The 19,320-nt window shown below is 60.3% G+C and carries 18 protein-coding genes; 12 read left to right on the forward strand and 6 right to left on the reverse strand.

Features of this window, described 5'->3' with window-relative positions; translation table 11 throughout:
- Nucleotides 1–60 precede the first annotated feature (60 nt).
- Nucleotides 61–939, reverse strand: coding sequence for a LuxR family transcriptional regulator (locus EN738_RS03920; protein ID WP_189605743.1), 879 nt, complete (start codon nt 937–939; stop codon nt 61–63).
- 59 nt (nt 940–998) lie between these two features.
- Here EN738_RS03920 and EN738_RS03925 point away from each other — a divergent pair, with 59 nt between their 5' ends.
- The 7 genes from EN738_RS03925 (at nt 999) to EN738_RS03955 (ending at nt 9,279) form a co-directional block, all read left to right on the forward strand.
- On the forward strand, nt 999–2,270 hold the full coding sequence (locus EN738_RS03925; RefSeq protein WP_127282551.1) for an ABC transporter substrate-binding protein: 1,272 nt from the start codon (nt 999–1,001) through the stop codon (nt 2,268–2,270).
- A complete protein-coding gene (locus EN738_RS03930) occupies nt 2,270–3,196 on the forward strand; it encodes a sugar ABC transporter permease (RefSeq protein WP_127282552.1) in 927 nt (308 codons plus the stop codon). The genes EN738_RS03925 and EN738_RS03930 overlap by 1 nt, the downstream gene beginning before the upstream one ends.
- Nucleotides 3,193–4,020, forward strand: coding sequence for a carbohydrate ABC transporter permease (locus EN738_RS03935; RefSeq protein ID WP_127282553.1), 828 nt, complete (start codon nt 3,193–3,195; stop codon nt 4,018–4,020). Before EN738_RS03930 ends, EN738_RS03935 begins: the two co-directional genes overlap by 4 nt.
- Nucleotides 4,021–4,038: 18 nt before the next feature.
- The gene (locus EN738_RS03940) at nt 4,039–5,727 is read left to right on the forward strand and encodes an alpha-glucosidase (protein WP_127282554.1); all 1,689 of its coding nucleotides are present in this window, start codon (nt 4,039–4,041) and stop codon (nt 5,725–5,727) included.
- A gap of 13 nt (nt 5,728–5,740) precedes the next feature.
- Nucleotides 5,741–7,381 (forward strand): alpha-amylase family glycosyl hydrolase, encoded by a 1,641-nt coding sequence (locus EN738_RS03945; RefSeq protein ID WP_127282555.1) that lies wholly within the window; start codon nt 5,741–5,743, stop codon nt 7,379–7,381.
- Between the two features lie 3 nt (nt 7,382–7,384).
- Nucleotides 7,385–8,509: a sn-glycerol-3-phosphate ABC transporter ATP-binding protein UgpC gene (gene ugpC, locus EN738_RS03950; protein ID WP_127282556.1), complete on the forward strand. Its 1,125-nt coding sequence runs from the start codon at nt 7,385–7,387 to the stop codon at nt 8,507–8,509.
- A gap of 62 nt (nt 8,510–8,571) precedes the next feature.
- Nucleotides 8,572–9,279, forward strand: a complete 708-nt coding sequence (locus tag EN738_RS03955; RefSeq protein WP_189605745.1) for a GntR family transcriptional regulator — start codon at nt 8,572–8,574, stop codon at nt 9,277–9,279.
- A gap of 9 nt (nt 9,280–9,288) precedes the next feature.
- On the opposite strand, the gene EN738_RS03960 is transcribed toward EN738_RS03955, so the two are convergent.
- From EN738_RS03960 to EN738_RS03970, 3 genes are all read right to left on the reverse strand, one after another.
- Nucleotides 9,289–10,191, reverse strand: coding sequence for a hypothetical protein (locus EN738_RS03960; protein WP_127282558.1), 903 nt, complete (start codon nt 10,189–10,191; stop codon nt 9,289–9,291).
- A gap of 126 nt (nt 10,192–10,317) precedes the next feature.
- A complete protein-coding gene (locus tag EN738_RS03965; protein WP_127282559.1) occupies nt 10,318–11,103 on the reverse strand; it encodes an SDR family NAD(P)-dependent oxidoreductase in 786 nt (261 codons plus the stop codon).
- A gap of 39 nt (nt 11,104–11,142) precedes the next feature.
- Complete coding sequence (locus EN738_RS03970; protein WP_127282560.1) at nt 11,143–12,330, reverse strand: mandelate racemase/muconate lactonizing enzyme family protein; 1,188 nt, start codon at nt 12,328–12,330, stop codon at nt 11,143–11,145.
- Between the two features lie 348 nt (nt 12,331–12,678).
- Between EN738_RS03970 and EN738_RS03975 the strand changes: the two genes are divergently transcribed.
- A complete protein-coding gene (locus EN738_RS03975; RefSeq protein WP_127282561.1) occupies nt 12,679–14,391 on the forward strand; it encodes an alpha-glucosidase in 1,713 nt (570 codons plus the stop codon).
- Nucleotides 14,392–14,600: 209 nt separating this feature from the next.
- Here the strand turns inward: EN738_RS03975 and EN738_RS03980 are convergent, their stop codons facing one another.
- On the reverse strand, nt 14,601–15,371 hold the full coding sequence (locus EN738_RS03980; protein ID WP_127282562.1) for an HAD-IIA family hydrolase: 771 nt from the start codon (nt 15,369–15,371) through the stop codon (nt 14,601–14,603).
- A gap of 280 nt (nt 15,372–15,651) precedes the next feature.
- Nucleotides 15,652–16,578 carry a LysR family transcriptional regulator gene (locus EN738_RS03985; protein ID WP_127282563.1) on the reverse strand — a complete coding sequence of 309 codons (927 nt, stop codon included), beginning with the start codon at nt 16,576–16,578 and terminating at the stop codon, nt 15,652–15,654.
- A 372-nt stretch (nt 16,579–16,950) separates the two neighbouring features.
- Between EN738_RS03985 and EN738_RS03990 the strand changes: the two genes are divergently transcribed.
- The 4 genes from EN738_RS03990 to EN738_RS04005 form a co-directional block, all read left to right on the forward strand.
- Complete coding sequence (locus tag EN738_RS03990) at nt 16,951–17,745, forward strand: amino acid ABC transporter ATP-binding protein (protein ID WP_127282564.1); 795 nt, start codon at nt 16,951–16,953, stop codon at nt 17,743–17,745.
- 13 nt (nt 17,746–17,758) lie between these two features.
- Nucleotides 17,759–18,418: an ABC transporter permease subunit gene (locus EN738_RS03995; RefSeq protein ID WP_127282565.1), complete on the forward strand. Its 660-nt coding sequence runs from the start codon at nt 17,759–17,761 to the stop codon at nt 18,416–18,418.
- A gap of 11 nt (nt 18,419–18,429) precedes the next feature.
- Nucleotides 18,430–19,158 carry an ABC transporter permease subunit gene (locus EN738_RS04000; RefSeq protein ID WP_127282566.1) on the forward strand — a complete coding sequence of 243 codons (729 nt, stop codon included), beginning with the start codon at nt 18,430–18,432 and terminating at the stop codon, nt 19,156–19,158.
- Nucleotides 19,151–19,320, forward strand: a 170-nt coding sequence (locus EN738_RS04005; RefSeq protein WP_189605746.1) for an alanine racemase, incomplete at its 3' end; no start/stop codon positions are given. The genes EN738_RS04000 and EN738_RS04005, both read left to right, overlap by 8 nt.

The following is a 19,320-nucleotide window of genomic DNA, read 5'->3' on the forward strand; positions in this document are numbered from 1 at the left end:
AGGTCAACCTACAGTCTGCCGGCCTCGTTCCCGTTCGGGCATCACGTGATTGCGTGAGGGTCAGGCTATCAAGCCGAGCCTAAATGCCTCCGCGACGGCGTGCACGGTGTTCTGCACGCCCAGTCTCTCGCGTGCGGCGCGCAGATGACTGTCGGCGGTATGGATGCTGATCCCGAGGCGATCGGCAATAGCCTCGACAGACAGTCCATTGGAAGCCCATTGCAGTACATCGTGTTGGCGAGGTGAAAGGCTGACCGCCTCTGTCTGCCCGTCTTCTTCGGCCAGGACCACGGCTTTCCCGAAAGCATACGCCGCCACGAGAAGGAACGCGTCCTGTTCGCCAGGCGGCAGTTCGAGCCTTTCACCGGCAATGGATAGTCCGACTCTCTGCCGCTCGACTGTCAAGAACGAAAACGTCAGACCTTCACGCAGTCCGAACTCGGCCGCTTCGTCCATGACACGACGGCCGCCGGGCCAGAGTTCACCAAGATTGCCAAGGTCTCGCCACGAAAACGGCTGACTTCCCTGCGCGACGAGGCGAATGGTCGGGTCGCGATAGAGATAGCCCATCGAGAAATAGCGATCCGACCATTCTGCCGGCCAGTGGTCCAGAAGCACATGGGAAAGCTGCTCACGGCGTGAGGCACTGCGGGGCGGGATGATGCCGGCAAGGATGTTGGTTGTGCCGAACTGACCGGCAAACGAGAGAAGCGCCTGGCTGACATCCTTCGCAGATTTGCTGCGTTGGATGTCAAGGATGGACGCATATGTTTCATCGAGCTTGCGTCGCCAGTTTCTTGTTGTGCCGTTGGACCGCGCTGGTCTCGTCCGGCTCGGTAGCATCGTCCCGTCCTCACATTCGCGTCGATCCAATCTAGTGTAGGAGATTATGAATGTCGACATTAAAAGGATAGATTCATGATTGACAAATGTCGACATTATGAGTTTCATACACGTGCGCCGGAAGAGCGACAGTTCGTTCAAGAAAGGGGAATGCCATGGAGAAGCGCAGTTTGATTGGCCTGATAGTCGGTACCGTTCTGATGGCCGGAACCGGGGCAGCGGCAGCGGCAGAAATCACAATCACGTGCGGCGTGGCCGGAACGGAGTTTGATCTGTGCAAGAGTGGCGCCGAAGCATGGGGAAAGAAGACCGGCAACACCATCCGCGCAATTCGGAACGTCGAGGACTCCAGCGAGCAGTATGGACTTTACCAGCAGCGGCTAACCGCCCAGTCGAGCGAGGTCGACGTCTACATGCTCAACAACATATGGCCGGGAGCGCTGGCCAGGCACTTCATCGATCTGAAGCCGTACACGAAGGGAAGCGAGGCCGAGCACTACCCCAACATTCTGGCCGACTATCTGGTCGACGGCAAGCTGGTCGGGCTTCCCTGGTATAACGATGTCGGCGTGCTCTACTATCGCAAGGATCTTCTCGAGAAATACGGCAAACAGGTGCCAAAGACCTGGGAGGAGCTGACGCAGACCGCGCAAACCATCATGGATGCCGAACATGCCGCCGGTAATGACAAGCTCTGGGGCTTCGTTTTCCAGGGCAAGGCATATGAAGGACTTTCCTGCAACGCGGTCGAATGGATCGATGCATTCGGCGGTGGCACCGTCATTGACCGGAAAGGCAAGATTACCGTCAACAACCCCAATGCCGCAAAGGCGCTTTCGCTCGCTGCAAGCTGGATCGGCAAGATTTCTCCCGAAGGCGTGCTTGGCGATGCGGAGGAAGAGACGCGCGGCATCTTCCAGACGGGCAACGCAGTGTTCCTGCGCAACTGGCCCTACGTCTGGGCTATGGCCAGCAGCGACGACAGTCCGATCAAGGGCAAGTTCGGCGTCGCAGCTCTGCCGCAGGGAGATGTCGAGGGCGGTAAGCCTACCGGCAACATCGGAGGCTGGGGGCTCGGTGTCTCCGAATACTCCAAAAACAGGGAACTGGCGGTCGACCTCGTCCTCTATCTGACCAGCGCCGCCGAGCAGAAGCGCCGGGCGATCTCCAATTCCTTCCTACCGACGCGGCCTGCGCTGTTCGAGGATGCAGATATCCTGAAGGCCGTCCCGCTGTTCGCAAGTATCGGCCCGATCGTGGAGAATGGCGTGGCGTTGCCCTCGACTGTCACCGGCGCAAAGTACAACCAGGTGTCAGCGGCGTTCTGGGAGAGCGTGCACGCAGTGCTGGAGGGAAGCGAAACCCCCGAGGATGCCCTGCCGGAACTGGAGGCCAACCTTTCGAAGATTGGCCGGGGAGGGTGGTGATGTCGACGGGCGCAGTCTCGCTCGAGAGACGGCGTGTCCGGACCGCGTGGATATTTCTGTCGCCTGCTATCGCCGTCTTTGCGGCGGTGGCAGCCTGGCCGCTGCTCCGCACGATCTGGCTCGGCCTTACGGATGCGGGCCTCGGAGCGGAAACAAGCGGCCAGTTTATCGGCTTCTCGAATTTTCTAGCGCACGACCAGGACGGCTGGTCGGGGCTGCTTGTCGATCGTGACTGGTGGCGCGCCGTATTCAACACAGTGACCTTTGCGGGCATCTCGGTCGTGCTTGAGACCGTTATCGGCTTCGCGCTGGCGCTGCTCATCGATCGCGAGTTTCCGGGACGTGGACTCCTGAGGGCCGCGATCCTGATCCCCTGGGCAATTCCCACGATTGTCGCGGCCAAGCTCTGGGGCTGGATGCTCAACGACCAGTACGGCATCGTCAATCACGTGCTTCTGATGTCCGGCGTTATTCATGAACCTGTCGCTTGGATCGCCAATCCCGCCATCGCCTACTGGACCGTGATCATCGCGGACGTCTGGAAGGAAACGCCCTACATGACGCTGCTCATCCTCGCAGGACTGCAGATGCTGCCGCGGGACTGCTTCGAGGCAGCCCGCATCGATGGCGCCGGGCCGTGGACGATATTGACGCGGATCACCCTGCCATTGATCTGGCCGGCCCTGATAGTCGCCGTCACGTTCCGTGCGCTTGATGCATTGCGTGTTTTCGACGTCATCTATGTCCTCACATCCAACAACAAGCGCGTCATGTCCATGTCGATGTTCGCACGCCGCGAGCTGATTGATTTTCAGCTTGCAGGCTACGGTTCGGCGGCCGCAACCCTCCTGTTCCTGACGATTGCGGCAATGACCATCATGTTCCTTACCGCGACGAGGTCGAGCACTTTGGGGAAAATGTCATGAGGGCTTTCCTTCGCAAGGCAGGGCTCTACGCGCTCGCGCTTCTCGCCGCATTTTATGTGCTGTTCCCGTTCTATTACGCGATCGTGTCGTCGCTGAAGTCCGGTGCGGATTTGTTCGTCGCCGAACTATGGCCGAGCCACGTGGGTCTGTCGAACTTCGTAGCAGTGCTCGCGGATGGTCAGTTCGTGCACAACATCCTGAATTCGCTCATTGTCGCATCTGCGGTTACCGCAGTGTCCCTCGCTGTCGCAATGGGCGCCGCATTCGCTCTTGGCCGCATCCGGTTCCGCGGCCGGGATACCACGATGCTGGCAATCCTGTCCGTCTCGATGTTCCCGCAGGTCGCGGTTCTGGCCGGCCTTTTCGAGCTCATCCGGGGGCTCGGCCTCTACAACTCACTTGGCGGGCTTGTGTTGTCGAACCTTATCCTGACCCTCCCGTTCACAGTCTGGGTCCTGACTGCTTTCATGCGCGAACTCCCGGTCGAACTGGAGGAAGCCGCCTATGTCGACGGCGCCACGCCGCTGATCGTTCTGACGCGCATCTTCCTACCGTTGATGACGCCGGCCCTGGTCACGACGGGCCTGCTGACCTTCATCGCATCGTGGAACGAATTTCTTTTCGCCCTGACGTTCACGCTGACGGACGACGTCCGCACGGTGCCGGTGGCAATCGCCACCATGAGCGCAAACAGCCACTACGAATTGCCGTGGGGAAAGATCATGGCTGCGTCGGTGGTTGTGACGGCCCCGGTGGTTCTCGTCGTGCTCGTTTTCCAAAGGCGCATCGTGTCCGGCCTTGTGGCGGGCGCCGTAAAAGGCTGATCTGAAAGGAAATCTGAAATGACAAAAAACGGCTTGGCTCCGGGGCGTGACGCCGTCGCGCGGGACTGGTGGAGGGGCGCTACCGTCTACATGGTCTATATCCGCAGCTTCATGGATGGAAACGGCGACGGAGTAGGCGACCTGCCGGGGCTGCTGGAGAAGGCGGATTACATCGCCTCTCTGGGCGTTGATGCGGTCTGGATTTCCCCCTTCTTCGTCTCTCCGATGAAGGATTTCGGCTACGACGTCGCCCACTTCACCGATGTGGATCCTGTCTTCGGGACGCTCGCCGATTTCGACGCTGTCGTCGCGCGGTTCCACGAACTCGACGTGAAGGTCCTGCTCGACATGGTCGTCAGCCACACCTCCGACCAGCATCCCTGGTTCGAGGAGAGCAGGGCCGACCGAACCAACGCAATGGCTGACTGGTATGTCTGGGCCGATCCGAAGCCCGATGGCTCGCCGCCGAACAACTGGTTGTCGGTATTCGGTGGTTCAGCGTGGCAATGGGATCCGCGTCGCGGGCAGTACTACCTCCACAACTTTCTCCGGTCACAGCCCGATCTCAACTACCACAACCCTGACGTCCCTAGGGCCACGCTTGCCGCCTTCGAGTTCTGGCTCCAACGCGGGGTCGATGGGTTCCGCCTCGACACGGCCGACTACTATTTTCACGACAGCGAGTTGCGGGACAACCCGGCCATTCCGGAAGGGTTTTCCGGTTCGACCGCACCGCGCAGCAATCCCTATGCGATGCAGCTTCACAGCCATCAAAAAATGCGGCCGGAAAACCTTGGCTTTCTGGAGCAGCTGCGTGCGCTGATGAAGCGATATGGCGATGCGGTCCTGATCGGTGAACTGCCTGTCGACCAGGATGAACCCCTTTGGACCCGATCCTATACGAGCCAGGAACGACTCCACACCGCCTACACGTTCAGAATGGTTGCTACCACCTCGCCTAATCAGATCCGCAATATCGTCTCGGAAATGGAAGAGGGAATTGGCGAGGGATGGCATGCGTGGGCGCTTTCCAGCCTTGATGTCAGGCGTGTTCTTTCGCGCTGGAAGATCGGTAACCCCGACCGCGCGGCACCGCTGCTGATGGCATTGCTGGCCTGCCTGCGGGGAACCGCTCTCTACTATCAGGGAGAGGAACTGGGGTTTTCCGAATCCGAAGTCGCATTCGACCAGCTGCAGGATCCTTATGGCATCGAGTTCTGGCCAACATTCAAGGGGCGCGACGGCTGCCGGACGCCCATTGCCTGGAGTTCCAGCGGACAGTTCGGAGGCTTCTCCGGGGTCAAGCCATGGCTGCCCGTCGATGCGGCGCAGATGGCGCGTTCTGTGGAGCGCCAGGGTGGCGATCCGGAGTCGGGTCTCAATCGGGCCAGGCGGTTTCTCGCCTGGAGGAAAGAGCATCCGGCCTTGCGTTGGGGGAGCGTCCGTTTCCTCGACGCACCACAGCCTGTGCTCGCGCTGATCCGGGAGACTGGCGACGATGTGACCGCCGCGGTGTTCAATCTAGGCAGCGAAAGGGTCGAGTTCAACGCCCCGGAACTGGCTGCCCTGACCACCCTTGCCGGTCACGGCTTCACCGGTTCAGCCGAGGACGGGCGGATACACCTCAATGCACTGGACGCTGTGTTCCTGGGTCCTGCCTCGACCGCTCCAGCTCTGGCAGCGACGGCGGCCGCCCGGGCCCTTTGAGGAAGACAATCCGATGACAGTTCACGGTGATGAATGGTGGCGGTCAGCCGTCATCTACATGGTCTATATCCGCAGCTTCAGGGACGGCAACGGTGACGGAATCGGCGATCTGCCCGGTCTTCTCGCAGAAGTCGACCATATCGCGTCGCTGGGTGTAGACGCGGTCTGGATATCGCCCTTTTTCAGGTCTCCGATGAGGGATTTTGGCTACGACGTTGCCGACTATCGGGACGTCGATCCGATCTTCGGAACCATAGCCGACTTCGACGCGGTGCTGGCAGCGTTTCATGCACGCAACATCAGGGTTCTGCTTGATCTTGTCGTCAGCCACACGTCCGATCAGCATGACTGGTTCGAGGAAAGCCGCGCCGGGCGGTCCGGCCCGAAGGCAGACTGGTATGTATGGGTCGATCCGAAGCCCGACGGTTCGCCGCCCTCGAACTGGCTCTCGCTGTTCGGCGGGTCGGCCTGGCAGTGGGAGCCGCAGCGCGGACAATATTATCTGCACAATTTCCTGCGCTCGCAGCCGGATCTCAACTATCACGCGCCGCAGGTTCAGGATGCGATCCTCGATGTCTTCGAGTTCTGGCTCGGGCGTGGCGTCGACGGGTTCCGCCTCGATGTGGTGAATTTCTATGTGCATGACCGTCATCTGCGGGACAATCCGCCGGTTCCGGCTGATGCCGATCTCTCGACGGTTCCGGCCAGCAATCCCTATGGCCATCAGCTTCATCTCCATGACAAGAACCAGCCCGAAAACCTGGTCTTTCTGGAGCGGCTACGGGGACTGATGCGCCGTTACGGTGACGCCTTTCTGCTCGGCGAACTTGGTGTGGATGAGGAAGTTCCCGAATGGACGCGGCGCTACACGCAATCCGGCGAGCGGCTCCATACGGCCTACACCTTTGAACTGCTGGCAGCGAAGGAGCCGGATGCGGTCCACATCCGCAATGTGGTCTCGGCGATGGACCGTGGCATCGGCAACGGGTGGACAGCATGGTCGCTCTCCAATCTCGACAATCCGCGGGTCGTTTCCCGCTGGCATGCCGAAGATTGTCCGGACCGGGCTGCGCCGCTCTTCATCGCGCTTCTCGCCACATTCCGGGGCACTATCTGCTTGTACCAGGGCGAGGAACTCGGTTTCGAGGATGCACGGGTTGCATTCGAGGATGTGCAGGATCCCTACGGCCTGGAATTCTGGCCCATCTACAAGGGGAGGGACGGTTGCCGGACCCCAATAGCGTGGACCTCGGAGGTGCCCTTCGGAGGGTTCTCGGATCACAAACCCTGGCTGCCGGTCGATCCTCGTCACATTGCCCGCTCGGTGGAGCACCAGAGAGAATTTGCAGCCTCGAGCCTGAACCGGGCGCGGACTTTCCTGTCCTGGCGGCAAGCGCAACCGGAGTTTAATGCGGGATCAATGAGATTCCTCGACGTTCCTGCGCCTCTGGTGGCGGTGGCGCGCGAAACGGAGCATGGCTCGCTGATCGGCATATTCAATCCGGGTCCTAAGGAGGTCGAACTTACGCTGGCCGGTCTGGCTGGCGCGGAGATGACGGCTGGACACGGCTTTTCAGGGCACTTCGAGAGGGGTCGGGTAGTGCTCGATGGGTATGACGCGGCCTATCTGCGCGTCGGTCGACAGGAGATCTGACTTATGGCCAGGGTTGAGCTGAACAATATTGGAAAGGCCTATGGAGCCGCGCGGGTCATCGACGACGTGAGCTTTACGGTCGAGGACGGGGAATTTGTCGTCTTTGTCGGGCCGTCCGGCTGTGGCAAGTCGACCCTGTTGCGCCTTATCGCCGGCCTCGATGATCCGTCCGGCGGTGATATCCTGATTGCCGGAAATCGCGTGAACGACAGACTGCCCCGCGAGCGGGGCATCGCCATGGTTTTCCAGTCCTATGCGCTCTATCCCCATATGACCGTGTCGAAGAATATGGCGTTCGGACTGGAACTTGCAGGGACCGACAAGGCGACGATCGAAGCTCGCGTGAAGCGGGCCGCCGAAATCCTCGATCTTGCGCCGCTCATGGAGCGGCTGCCGAAACAGCTCTCTGGCGGGCAGCGCCAGCGCGTCGCTATAGGCAGGGCGATCGTACGCGAACCAAAGGTGTTCCTGTTCGACGAACCTCTGTCGAACCTTGATGCAGCTCTGCGTGTTCAGATGCGGATCGAGATCGCCAGGCTTCAGGCGCGCCTTGGCGCCACAACCATCTACGTCACGCACGATCAGGTCGAGGCCATGACACTCGCTTCCAAAATCGTTGTCCTCAACGCCGGACGAGTCGAGCAGGTGGGCGCGCCTCTGGAGCTCTATGACTCGCCCGCGAACTTGTTTGTCGCAGGCTTCATCGGCTCCCCGAAAATGAACTTCATCGATGCGGAGGTCACCGAACGAAGCGACACCTCGGTCGGCCTGCACCTTCCCGGCGGCAAGCACATCGAACTGCCGGCTGCAGGGTCCACCGGCTCATCAGAGGAAAAACTCACGCTCGGAATCCGGCCCGAGCACATTATCCTGAGACCAGATCCTGCTGGACAGGATGGCATGATCGAATTCATCGAGGAACTTGGCGACTGCCATCACCTCTACGTTCGCTTTGGCGGCGAGCAGACCGTTACCGTCCGCGGCGAAGGTAAATCAAGGTGGCGTCTTCGGGATCCAGTGCAACTGGTGTTCGATCCGGAGCGCTGTCACCTCTTCGGGAACGACGGGAGGGCATTGACCTGTCAACGTCGTTTGTCTGATGTTGTGCCTGTCGACAATCAGAATTAGAACAGAAGCCGATGCCGGGCGCTGATGGTGGGGCTCCGCGGCGATACCCTCGAAAGGCTCTTATGTCAGCACAGGATCTCAGCAAACGCGACCCGAATTTCCAGGCCAAGACTTTTGCCGATCAGGTCGTCGATGCGGTGTTCGAACAGGCCGCGCAGGGCATTCTTCTTCCGGGTGACCGCATCCTCGAGGTTGAACTGGCAGCCAAGCTCGGCGTGAGCCGGGCGCCAATTCGCGAAGCCCTGCGCATCCTCGAGACACAAGGTCTGATCGAGAGCGTCCCTTATCGTGGGATGCGCATCTTTGACGTCACGGCGAGCCTCGTGCGCGAACTCAATGTGGTGCGGCGCGAGCTTGAAGCCCTGGCGGTCACTGAGGCCGTGTCGACCGGTGCCATGAAGCGGCTGACGGCGGAGCTGACGGACATAGTCCGAGCGATGGAAGGCGCCGCCACGCAGGGCCAAAGGCGTGAGGCAGCACGGCTCGACGCGCAGTTTCATACCGCCATCATATTCGCATCCGACAACCGGATCCTGCAAAGTCTCTGGACCACGCTGCGGCCGCGGCTCGAGATCATCTTCTCCCTTGCGTGTCTGGAACGCGATCTCGGCAGCCTCTGCGAAGAGCACCGGCAGCTGCTTCAAGCGCTGAGCGCCACGCCGTCGAAGAAGCTCAACATGGCTCTCAGGGACCACATCGTGACGGACAACGTCAGTGTGGACTATGAAGGCATCATTTCCGGCCGCCGCGCCGCGCGCGATCAGAACTGACCAGCGCGGTTACGGCCGTACTAGGCTGGCTTCGAAGCGATAGCGGATGACGCACGGCGCATCGGGCGAAATATCCACCGCCGTCCTGATGCCGCGCCGGGCGATCGGGTTGTCGGCCAGCGACACGTCCTCCGCAAAGTCGAACGCCGCTGCGATTGGCTCGATCCCGAGGCCACGGAAGCGGCCATTCCACGGTGGAGTTTGAAGGGCCCGGTCTCCGATCCAGACCACGCAGGACGGCAGGATACTTCTGTCCCAGTCGATCGTAAGCCGTGCTCCGGCATCGAGAAACTCGACGGAGACGGGGCCTCGAACACCGCACAGCTGCATGACATCCTCCGCAGGCCGTGTCTTCGGCAGCCGGGTGAGATCCACCGATCCGCCACCTCGTGCCGGAACACTGCTCAAATGGCAGAACTTGCGTCCCGGCCTGCTCAGCATGGCGTCCGGTGGCACTATTGTCGGGTAGGTGAGGCCGAATTCGAAATCGGCAGCAATCCTGATCTGTTCGACAGGGCGATCGAGATTGAGGATGGGATGCAGCCCGAGCGGGATGCGACAGGCGCGCCGGGTTTCGATGGTGAAGGTGAGATTGAGCGCCGGAGCATCCAGATCGGCCTCGATCGTTCTGGTCACACGCATCACGGGGGAGGGGGAAGGATAGGCCTGTCCCAGCAGCAGTCTGGTGCCGTCCCTTGACAGAAGGGACCATTTTTCGTTTGCCGACAATCCGTGTGGAGGCGAATTGACTGAGCCGCTGAGAACGTCACGCCATTCGAATTCGGCCTGCCCCTCGACTGGACCGCCAACGCCGAAAGGCGCGCAGGCAAATTCCCCACCGAGCCATTGCATGTGACCTGGCAGGTCCCCGTATGCCCGGTCGCCGGCCCAGGATGCGGCAGCGAACGGCACGAAATCGCTTCCGTCCGGCAGGCGGAACCGGCAGTCCCACAGGATGGCGCCGACCGGTAGGACAGTCAGCGATCCATGCTTCCAATCGAGCCGCCAGGGCTCGCTTCCATCAGGGATCATCATTTTTCAGAAAGTTGCCGAGGCGCCGCCATCGACAAGCAGTACTTGGCCCGTGACATAGCTCGCGTCGTCAGAGCACAGGAAATAGGCCGCGTTGGCGATCTCCGTCGAGGTTCCTGCGCGCCGCATCGGGATACGGCCGTGCTTGATGTAGACTGCCTGAAACCAGTCGGTCTCATGCTCATGGCCGGAGCCATCTGGAAGCAGTGCCATTCTCGTATCGACGAATCCGGGCGCGATGGCGTTGACCAGGATGCCGTGGTCGGCAAGATCGCAGGCGAGGCACCGAGTGAGGTTTATCAGCCCACCCTTAGCGGTCGAGTAGGGGATCGAATCCCTGCTACCGCGCATCCCCATGATGGAGGCAACGTTGACAACGCGCGCACAGGATGACTGCTTCAGCAACGGCAACAGTTTCAGAGTCAGACCGAGCGCGCCGTCCAGATTGACCCGCATCACGTCTCGGTAGCGCTCGATGGTCAGTTCGCTGGTTTTTGATGCATCAAGCACAGCGGCGTTGTTGACGAGGATGTCGCAGGAACCGACATCATCCGTGACGACGCGGACGAACTTCTCCAGTGCAGATGTCTCCGCGATGTCGACCTCGCATGCTCTCGCGCCAAATCCCGATGCCCGCAAGGATGCGGCGACTTCCTCCGCCTCCGTGATGTCGATGTCGGCGATAACAACGTTCGCCCCCTCCATCGCCAGCCGGCGAGCGATGGCTTGCCCGATACCGCGGGCGGCACCCGTTACGATGGCGCTGCGTGCTGCCAGACGTTGCTTTTCCATTGACGTGTCACTTTCTTTAGAGGCATCTCCAGCAGGCGATTACCGGACGCGAAACAGTGGCTCGGGATCCGGCGCGTAGCGTGCGACTTTTTCGGGGCTCAATGTGATGCCCAGGCCCGGTCTGTCGGAAATGGTCACATACCCGTCCGCATCCAGCGAAAATGGCTCTTCGAGCAGGCCGTCGACATAGGGGCTGCCTCCAATGAATTCGACAAGGTCACACAATGGCAGGGCAGATGCCAACTGCAGGTCGGCTGCAAGTCCGAGCGCCGTATTCCAGCCGTGCCCCACGTATCTGATACCGAAATCGTCCGCCATCCAGGCGATCCGACGCTGTTCGCTGAGCCCGCCCACTTTGGTGACATCCGGCTGGACAATGTCCAGTGCACCGGCGGCCAGCCATGGAAGGAATGTCTGCCGGCGCGTGAGTACCTCGCCTCCGGCGACCGGAACCGGGCTCGCCTTGCGCAGGGCAATGTAGTCGTCGATTGCATCCGGCCTGAGCGGCTCTTCGAACCAGCCGACGTTGTAGTTGGCCAGCATCTGCGCTGTTCGCATTGCCCATTTCAGGCCATGGGGCCAATGGGCATCGCTCGCGCCGGCATCGACAAACAATCTCGACCCTGTACCGATCGCATCACGCGCTGCAGCCACGATTCTCTCGTCGAGATGGTGATCAAGTGCCCGTCCAAACGGGCCCCACCCGATTTTGAATGCGCGGAATCCCCGCTCCTTATGGCGCATAATGGCGTCGCGCATTCGGGAGGGCTCCTCCATAAGCAGTGAGCAATAGGGCTGGGCTCGGTTGCGGTATGTGCCGCCGAGCAGACGGCCGACAGGTTGCCCTATTAACTTGCCCAGAATGTCCCACAGCGCGATGTCCACGCCTCCGGCCACATGGGTCAGCGTCCCGCCACGTCCCATCCAGAAGGTATTCTGATGCATCTTCTCGCAGATGCGTTCCGGCTCCATCGTGTTTTCGCCGATGAGCAGGGGCCTGAGAACCTCCAGTCCCGCTTTCGCTAGACGGCCATCAGTGAAGACGCTTCCATATCCGGTGATGCCAGCGTCTGTGTGGACGGCTATCAGCGCATGAATTGAGTCCCCAGGCCTGATCTCAACGGACCAGCCCCCCTTCGGGCTTTCACCGAAAAGGGGGACGGCTGCGATCTCGACAATCCGGGGGGCAGACGAAAGCCCCGAAACGGGTCTGGCAATGTCGTTCATCTTCCATCCTTCGATCTGGAACGCCGGGCTGACGGTGCCATCAAGATGCTACATCAATGAAACGTCATCAAGGTAGAATGTCGACATTCTGAAAAAAATCTTGTAGACATGGACCTGCGCCTGCCTTTATATCGTCTCGCCGATGTATGGCCTCCCTCATGCTCGGCGCGCGGCTGGACGGCCGACTACCGGCCGTCCAGCCGCCATTCATTGATCAAAACTTCGGCTGACGACGTCGCACAGCGCTGTCCCCGTGGGGAAATGGTTGACTTCGCTACAAACGCTTCAGTTCTGCCCCGAGGCCAGGGCAGGCGCTCTTGACCCAAAGCAAATCAGACAGGAGGACACATGTCGAAGGGCGCCGGAAGGGATTTCGACAGGCAGGACAGTCTTCGGCGGCATTGGTGGAAAGAGGCCGTGGTCTATCAGATCTACCCGCTTTCTTTCGCCGACTCGGACGGCGACGGCATCGGTGATCTTCAAGGAATCATCGGAAAACTCGACTACATCGCCGGACTGGGTGTGGACGCTATCTGGCTATGCCCTCATTTCGATTCGCCCAATGTCGACAACGGCTATGACATTCGCGACTATCGCAAGGTTCTTCGAGAATTCGGCACGATGGAGGACTTTGATCGCCTCCTCGAGGAAGCCCGAGCAAGAAACATCCGCCTGATAATCGATCTTGTTCTCAACCACACCAGTGACCAGCACGAGTGGTTCGTAGCAAGCAGGAGCGGGCGAGATAGTTCGAAGCGAAATTACTACATCTGGCGGGACGGTACCGGAGTTACGCCCAACAATTTTCCTTCATTCTTTGGCGGTTCCGCATGGCAGAACGACGATGCCACGGGAGATTACTACCTCCACTATTTTGCCAAGGAACAGCCGGATCTCAACTGGGACAATCCTGACGTTCGCGCGGACGTTTTCGACATCATGCGCTTTTGGCTCGACAAGGGTGTCGCCGGCTTTCGGCTGGACGTCATTCCGTTCATATCAAAAGATCAGACGTTCCCCGATCTGACTCCGAAACAGCTGGAAGCTCCAGAATTCACCTATAGCGATGGCCCGCGTGTGCACGACTATCTGCAGGAGATGAACCGCGAGGTACTGGCGCACTATGACGCCATGACCGTCGGCGAGGCCTATGGCGTGACGGACGTCAAGGCGCCGCTGTTTGTCGATGAGGACCGACATGAACTTGACATGCTGATAAGTTTCGACGTCGTTCGCCTTGACCGGAATGGCTGGCGAAAAACTGACTGGAACTTACCAGCTTTCAAAGCTGTCTACTCCAGGCTAGACAGAACAATCGGCGCGTCCGGCTGGAACGCAATATTCTTGAGCAATCACGACAACCCACGCGCAGTAAGTCATTTTGGCGACGATACCCCGGCGTTCCGTGTGAAGTCAGCCAAAGCTCTTGCAACATTGGTTCTCACCCTTCGCGGCACTCCTTTCATCTATCAGGGCGAAGAGCTCGGTATGACGAATTTTCCCTTCCGGCACGTTGAGGAATTCGACGACATCGAGGTCAAAGGGCAGTGGGCAGAGCATGTTCTCGGCGGCAAAGTTTCCCCCGAGTGCTTCATCGCGCATCTCAGGCAAACGAGTCGCGATCATGCGCGTACTCCCATGCAGTGGAATGGCGGAACCAACGCAGGCTTCACCTCGGCCGAGAAGCCGTGGTTCGGCGTCAATCCGAATTATTCCGAAATCAATGCCGAGGCTGATCTTGCCCGTGAGGATTCGATCTATCGCTATTTCCAGCGACTGATTGCGCTCCGTCGATCGAAGCTCGCCTTGACCTATGGCGACTACGTTGATCTGGATCCAGCGCATGAAAGGCTCTTTGTCTATACGCGTGGGTTCGGAGCTGACCGGCTGCTTGTAGCCGTCAATTTCAGCCGCGAACCAGAATTGCTTGGACTTCCCGCCATGGGTGCACCCTGGGATATGCTCCTCACCAACCTGTCGGGGCGTCAAGACAAGGTTTTCTCTTCGGAGATTCAGCTTGCCCCATGGGAATCAGTAATCCTGGAGGTCTCGGGCGACTGACTATCTGGATCCTGCGTAAACACTTTCGGTGACAATGCGCGGACCAATGGTTTGTCCGCTCGGAGGGCAGCGCGGAGCTTCGTCGCAGCAGGAGAGAGGATTGTGCTTGCAACATTTTCCTCGCAGCTTGCGGGCGAGCATCGAGCAGATGATGCAATAAAAGCGGGCCGACACGAGGTGGATCAGTGCGCAGGCCAATGATCGATGTGTCAGGACCATGTATGATCGGTAAGATCGGACAAGCGAGAAACGACCAGGTTGGGCTTGAAAGGAAAACGCGCCACGTCCGCTAATGCCGTCGCACCGGTAAGAACCAGTGCGGATCGCATCCCGGCTTCCAGTCCGGCAAGAACATCGGTGTCCATTCTGTCACCGACCAATACAGTCTGCTCTGCGCTGACCCTCAGTCTTTCAAGGGCGCATCTGGTCATGAAGGAATTCGGCTTGCCGATGAAATAGGGCTTCATGCCGGTTGTTTCGGCGATCAAGGCAGCAACCGCCCCGCAAGCCGGATGCAGCCCCTTCTCGGCTGGCACGGCTGGGTCCGGACTGGTCGCGATGAACCGCGCTCCCGCAGAAACGAGCTGCGCGCCTTTAGCGATCTCCTCGTAGTGATATGAATCTGCGTCCCCGAGGACGACATAGTCAGGGGAAAATACTGTAAGGCGACATCCCGCTGCCTGCAGAGCCGATACCAGCCCCTGGTCGCCGATGGCATAGACGGAGGCGCCCGGAAGCTGTTGGCTGACGAACCGAGCGGTCGCCATGGCCGAAGTATAGATGTGGTGAGATTCGACGGGAAAACCTATTCCACGCAGACGGTGCGCGTGATCTTCCGGGGTATACCTAGAATTGTTGGTGAAGATCTGGAAGGACCGCATATCTTCCACCAGCGCTCTCACGAAGTCGACTGACCCCTCGACAGGAGCTCCCCCGCGAACAAGTACGCCGTCCATATCCAGAAGATGAGCGATTTCCATATCTGCCTCCGATGCTGCTTGCCGGGGAACAAAGTGATCCTGGGCATGAACACAAAGACGATCGGCCTGAAAAGTCGTTCAGGTTTGCAGTCTCAAAAAGAGGATGCTCCGGCCTGCAAAAGGGCTGGATCAGGCTGCCGGCCTGCCGGCTCGGCCGCGGGACTCATTTCCGATTGATCTAATCTGGCCAAGGCCGAGCTCGCTATCCTCGTAGTCGCTCTCTTAGCGCACCTGTTCTCGCTTTCAGTCGTGCAAATCGGCATGAACGGATGCTGCGTACTCAAAGGTCGGGACGTTCCATCTCGTACTGCGCGCACTCCACGAGCACATTCACTGCCTCCTGAAGCAGTGTGCCTAACCGCCGGCCCTTTTGCCAGAACACCACGTAGTGATAGAGCGCGCTTGGCTCGAAGGGGCGGACTTCTACTGGAAAAGACACGTACTGCCGGGCGGCAAAGGTGTTGCTGCTTGAGATACCTAGCCCTGCGGCGACGAAACTGACCTCTTGGCCAATGACATCGACCTGGATCGCGAGATGCGGTTCCGCCCCCATATAGCGCAGGGCGTTCTCATTCATGAGATGCGACTGCATCTGGGGTTCGACATCCGCGAGTGGTTCTCTGACGAGATCTTCCGGCCTGATAATGTCCTTTTGAGCGAACCGGTGGCCCCGGGGGAAGATGTAGACATTGGTTGCGGTCGTCGCCGGGCACCAGTCGAAGACGTTGCCGTCAAGCGGCAGCCGCGCAATTCCGATGTCGGCGCGTCCCTCCAGCACGTGGTCTGCCACTTCCGGGTAGGTGCCCGACTTGAGAACGATCGCCGCGACCTGTTGGCGTGAGCGCAGCTTGTGGAAAGCCTCCGGAAGAAGTCGCAGCGAGAAGACGTACGGCGCCGCGATGCTGATCGTATCGCTGTCGACGCCCTTTAGTGTCTCGACCGTCTTGGCGATCCTCTCCATCTGCACGAAGGTCGCGTCGGTATCGCGAAAAAGGACCATCGTCTGGGCTGTCGGAAGCAACCGCCCTTTGTCGCGTACGAACAATTGGACGCCGAGCAGCCCCTCCAGGATCCGGATTTGCTGGCTGACGGCAGGCTGGGTGATTTCGAGCGCCTTGGCGGCAGCCCGCTCCGAGCCCGACCTGACCACCTCGCGCAAGATCTGAAGCTGGCGCAGCGTGATGCCCGTTTTCGAAATTTCCACCATGACGAGGCTTCCCATGCGGCTGCCGGTTGCCGCCCCTTCTCTGCAAAGATCAACTTATACCGGAATGCCGATTGCGCCACGCCGATTTGCTGTAGCAGCGCCAGACAGGGATATTCGGGCAGTGATGGCGTTCGACCATATTAGCTGAGCTTATCGAAAAATAATTTCGCTTATAAATTGACCCCGGGAAGCCCGCGGGCAATTCTGAGGTCAAGACGCCGTTCCGAAGGCGCTTGGCGCCGCCGGAGCAAAGCGGCGCTCCCACACATCGACAATCGAAGGCAGAAGGGTGGTGCCGCTCATGCGCGCAGCAACGGCTTTGCCGTGTCCAGCATTCCGCGTGTTTCGTATCGGCGGCGCGCGGAGCGCCTGATGCCTGGCGGTTCGACGGTTCACCAGACGCACGGCATCCGCGCCGAGCGGATCGAAAAGCAGCTTGGCGGCAACGACGTCCTGCGCGGTGTCGATCTCGACGTCCGTCCAGGCGAAATTCTCTCGATCCTCGGCAGCAGCGGCTCGGGCAAGAGCACGCTTCTGCGCTGCCTCAATCTTCTGACTGTCCCGGACCGCGGCGACATTTGGATCCACGGCGAGAAACTGGCGATCCGAACCGTATCGCAGCGTGGCGGGCCGGCCGTGATCCTCGATCAGCGGCAGGTCCGGAGGGCGCGGGCTTCCGTCGGCATGGTGTTCCAGAACTTCAATCTCTGGCCCCACAAGACGGCGCTCGAGAATGTTACGGAAGGGCCCGTCCTGGTGAAGGGGCTTCGGCGCCATGCGGCGGCCGATCTCGGACGTCGCTTCCTCGCCAAGGTCGGGCTCTCGGGCAAGGCGGACGCCTATCCCCGCCATCTCTCCGGCGGCCAGCAGCAGCGCGTGGCGATTGCCCGTGCGCTGGCGATGGAGCCAAGCGTGCTGCTCTTCGATGAGCCGACCTCGGCGTTGGATCCGGAACTGGTGGGCGAAGTGTTGCGCGTCATGGCAGCACTTGCGGACGAGGGGCGCACCATGGTGATCGTCACCCACGAACTCGCCTTCGCGCGCGAGGTGTCGACGCGGGCGGCCTTCATGCATCGCGGGCTGATCGAAGAGGAAGGCCCACCGCGGGAATTCTTCTCTTCTCCCGCCTCCAGCCGCCTCCGCGGCTTTCTCGCCTCACATCGATAGAAGGACCTCGCGCATGGACGGATTCGCCGTGCAGTTTGTCAGCGGACTGAAGACGACGGTGCTGCTGGCGCTCATCAGCGGCATGCTAGGCATGGCGCTCGGATTGCTTGCGGCGGCGGGGCGATTGTCGCGGTGGAGGGCCCTAAGCCTCCTGGTCGGCTTCTACACGACGATCATTCGCGGCGTGCCCGAACTCATCATCATCCTGCTGATCTATTTCGGCGGAACGGTCGCCATCAGCGCTTTCTTCGGTCGTTATGTCGAGGTCAACGCCTTCCTCGCCGGGGTCGTTTCGCTTACCGTCGTCTTCGGCGCCTACACGGCGGAGATTTTCCGAGGCGCGGTGCTCAGCATACCGGCGGGACAGATCGAGGCGGCCCGTTCGCTCGGGTTGCATTCGTGGCAGACCTGGCTGCTGGTCATCCTGCCGCAGATGCTGCGCATCGCCCTGCCGGCCCTTGCCAACCAGTCGATCTCGCTGGTCAAGGAAACCTCGCTGATCTCGATCGTCGGGCTGACCGATATCATGCGCGTCGCCGCCATCGGCGCCGGCTCGCTACGGGCGCCGCTGACATTCTATCTCGCCGCATCGGCCCTCTATCTCGCGCTGACCAGCCTTGCGCTGCTGATCTTCAATCGTCTCGAACGGCATTTTGCCGTTCCCGGCCGGTGAGGCGCCAGGTCATGGACATCGCGCTTCTCCTCACCAGCACAATCACGCTTGCCGACGGCATTCCGCTGACGCTTCTCCTGACATTCGCATCGCTGCTTGCCGGCCTCGTCCTTGCCGTACCGCTGGCCTTCATGCGCGCGTCGCCCCGCAAGTGGCTTTCGCTGCCTGTGCTCGCCTATACCTATGTGTTTCGCGGCACGCCGCTGCTCGTCCAGCTTTTCATTATCTATTACGGCCTCGGCCAGATCGGCGCCATTCGCTCGAGCGTGCTTTGGGTCTTGTTGCGCGATCCTTTCTGGTGCTGCCTGCTGGCCTTCTCCCTGAACGGCGCTGCTTACACCACGGAGATTTTTCGCGGCGGCATCCAGGCCGTGAGCGCTGGCATGATCGAGGCGGCGCAGGCGGTGGGCATGTCGCCGTTGCAGATCAAGCGCCGGATCATCTTCCCGATCGCCTTTCGAAGCGTGCTTCCCTCTTATGCCAACGAGGTCACCAGCCTGGTCAAAGCGACGTCGCTCGCCAGCACCGTGACCTTGCTGGAGATAACCGGCCTGTCCCGCAAATTGGTCTCGGAGACATTTGCACCCTACGAGATCTTCATTGCCGCCGGCCTGCTCTATCTCGGCCTGACTTTCCTCCTGACCGGCTTTTTCCACCTTCTGGAAACCCGCTTGAATGGCGCGCGACAGGCAGAAGCACGCCCGCATCGGGTCGACCTGCAGCAGGTGGCCCATGAATAGTCTGCGTCAAAACCCATTGCCCGTCGCCGAGACTGCCTGGCGTGAAATCGACCTGTCGGCCATCGCTTCCAACTATCGCGCCATCCGGGCGGCAATCGGCAAAGGCACGAAGATCTTCGCCTGCCTGAAGCAGGACGCCTACGGATGCGGGGCGGGGAAGGT

This window comes from Mesorhizobium sp. M4B.F.Ca.ET.017.02.2.1 (assembly GCF_003998955.1).
GTDB classification, from domain to species: Bacteria; Pseudomonadota; Alphaproteobacteria; order Rhizobiales; family Rhizobiaceae; genus Mesorhizobium; species Mesorhizobium abyssinicae.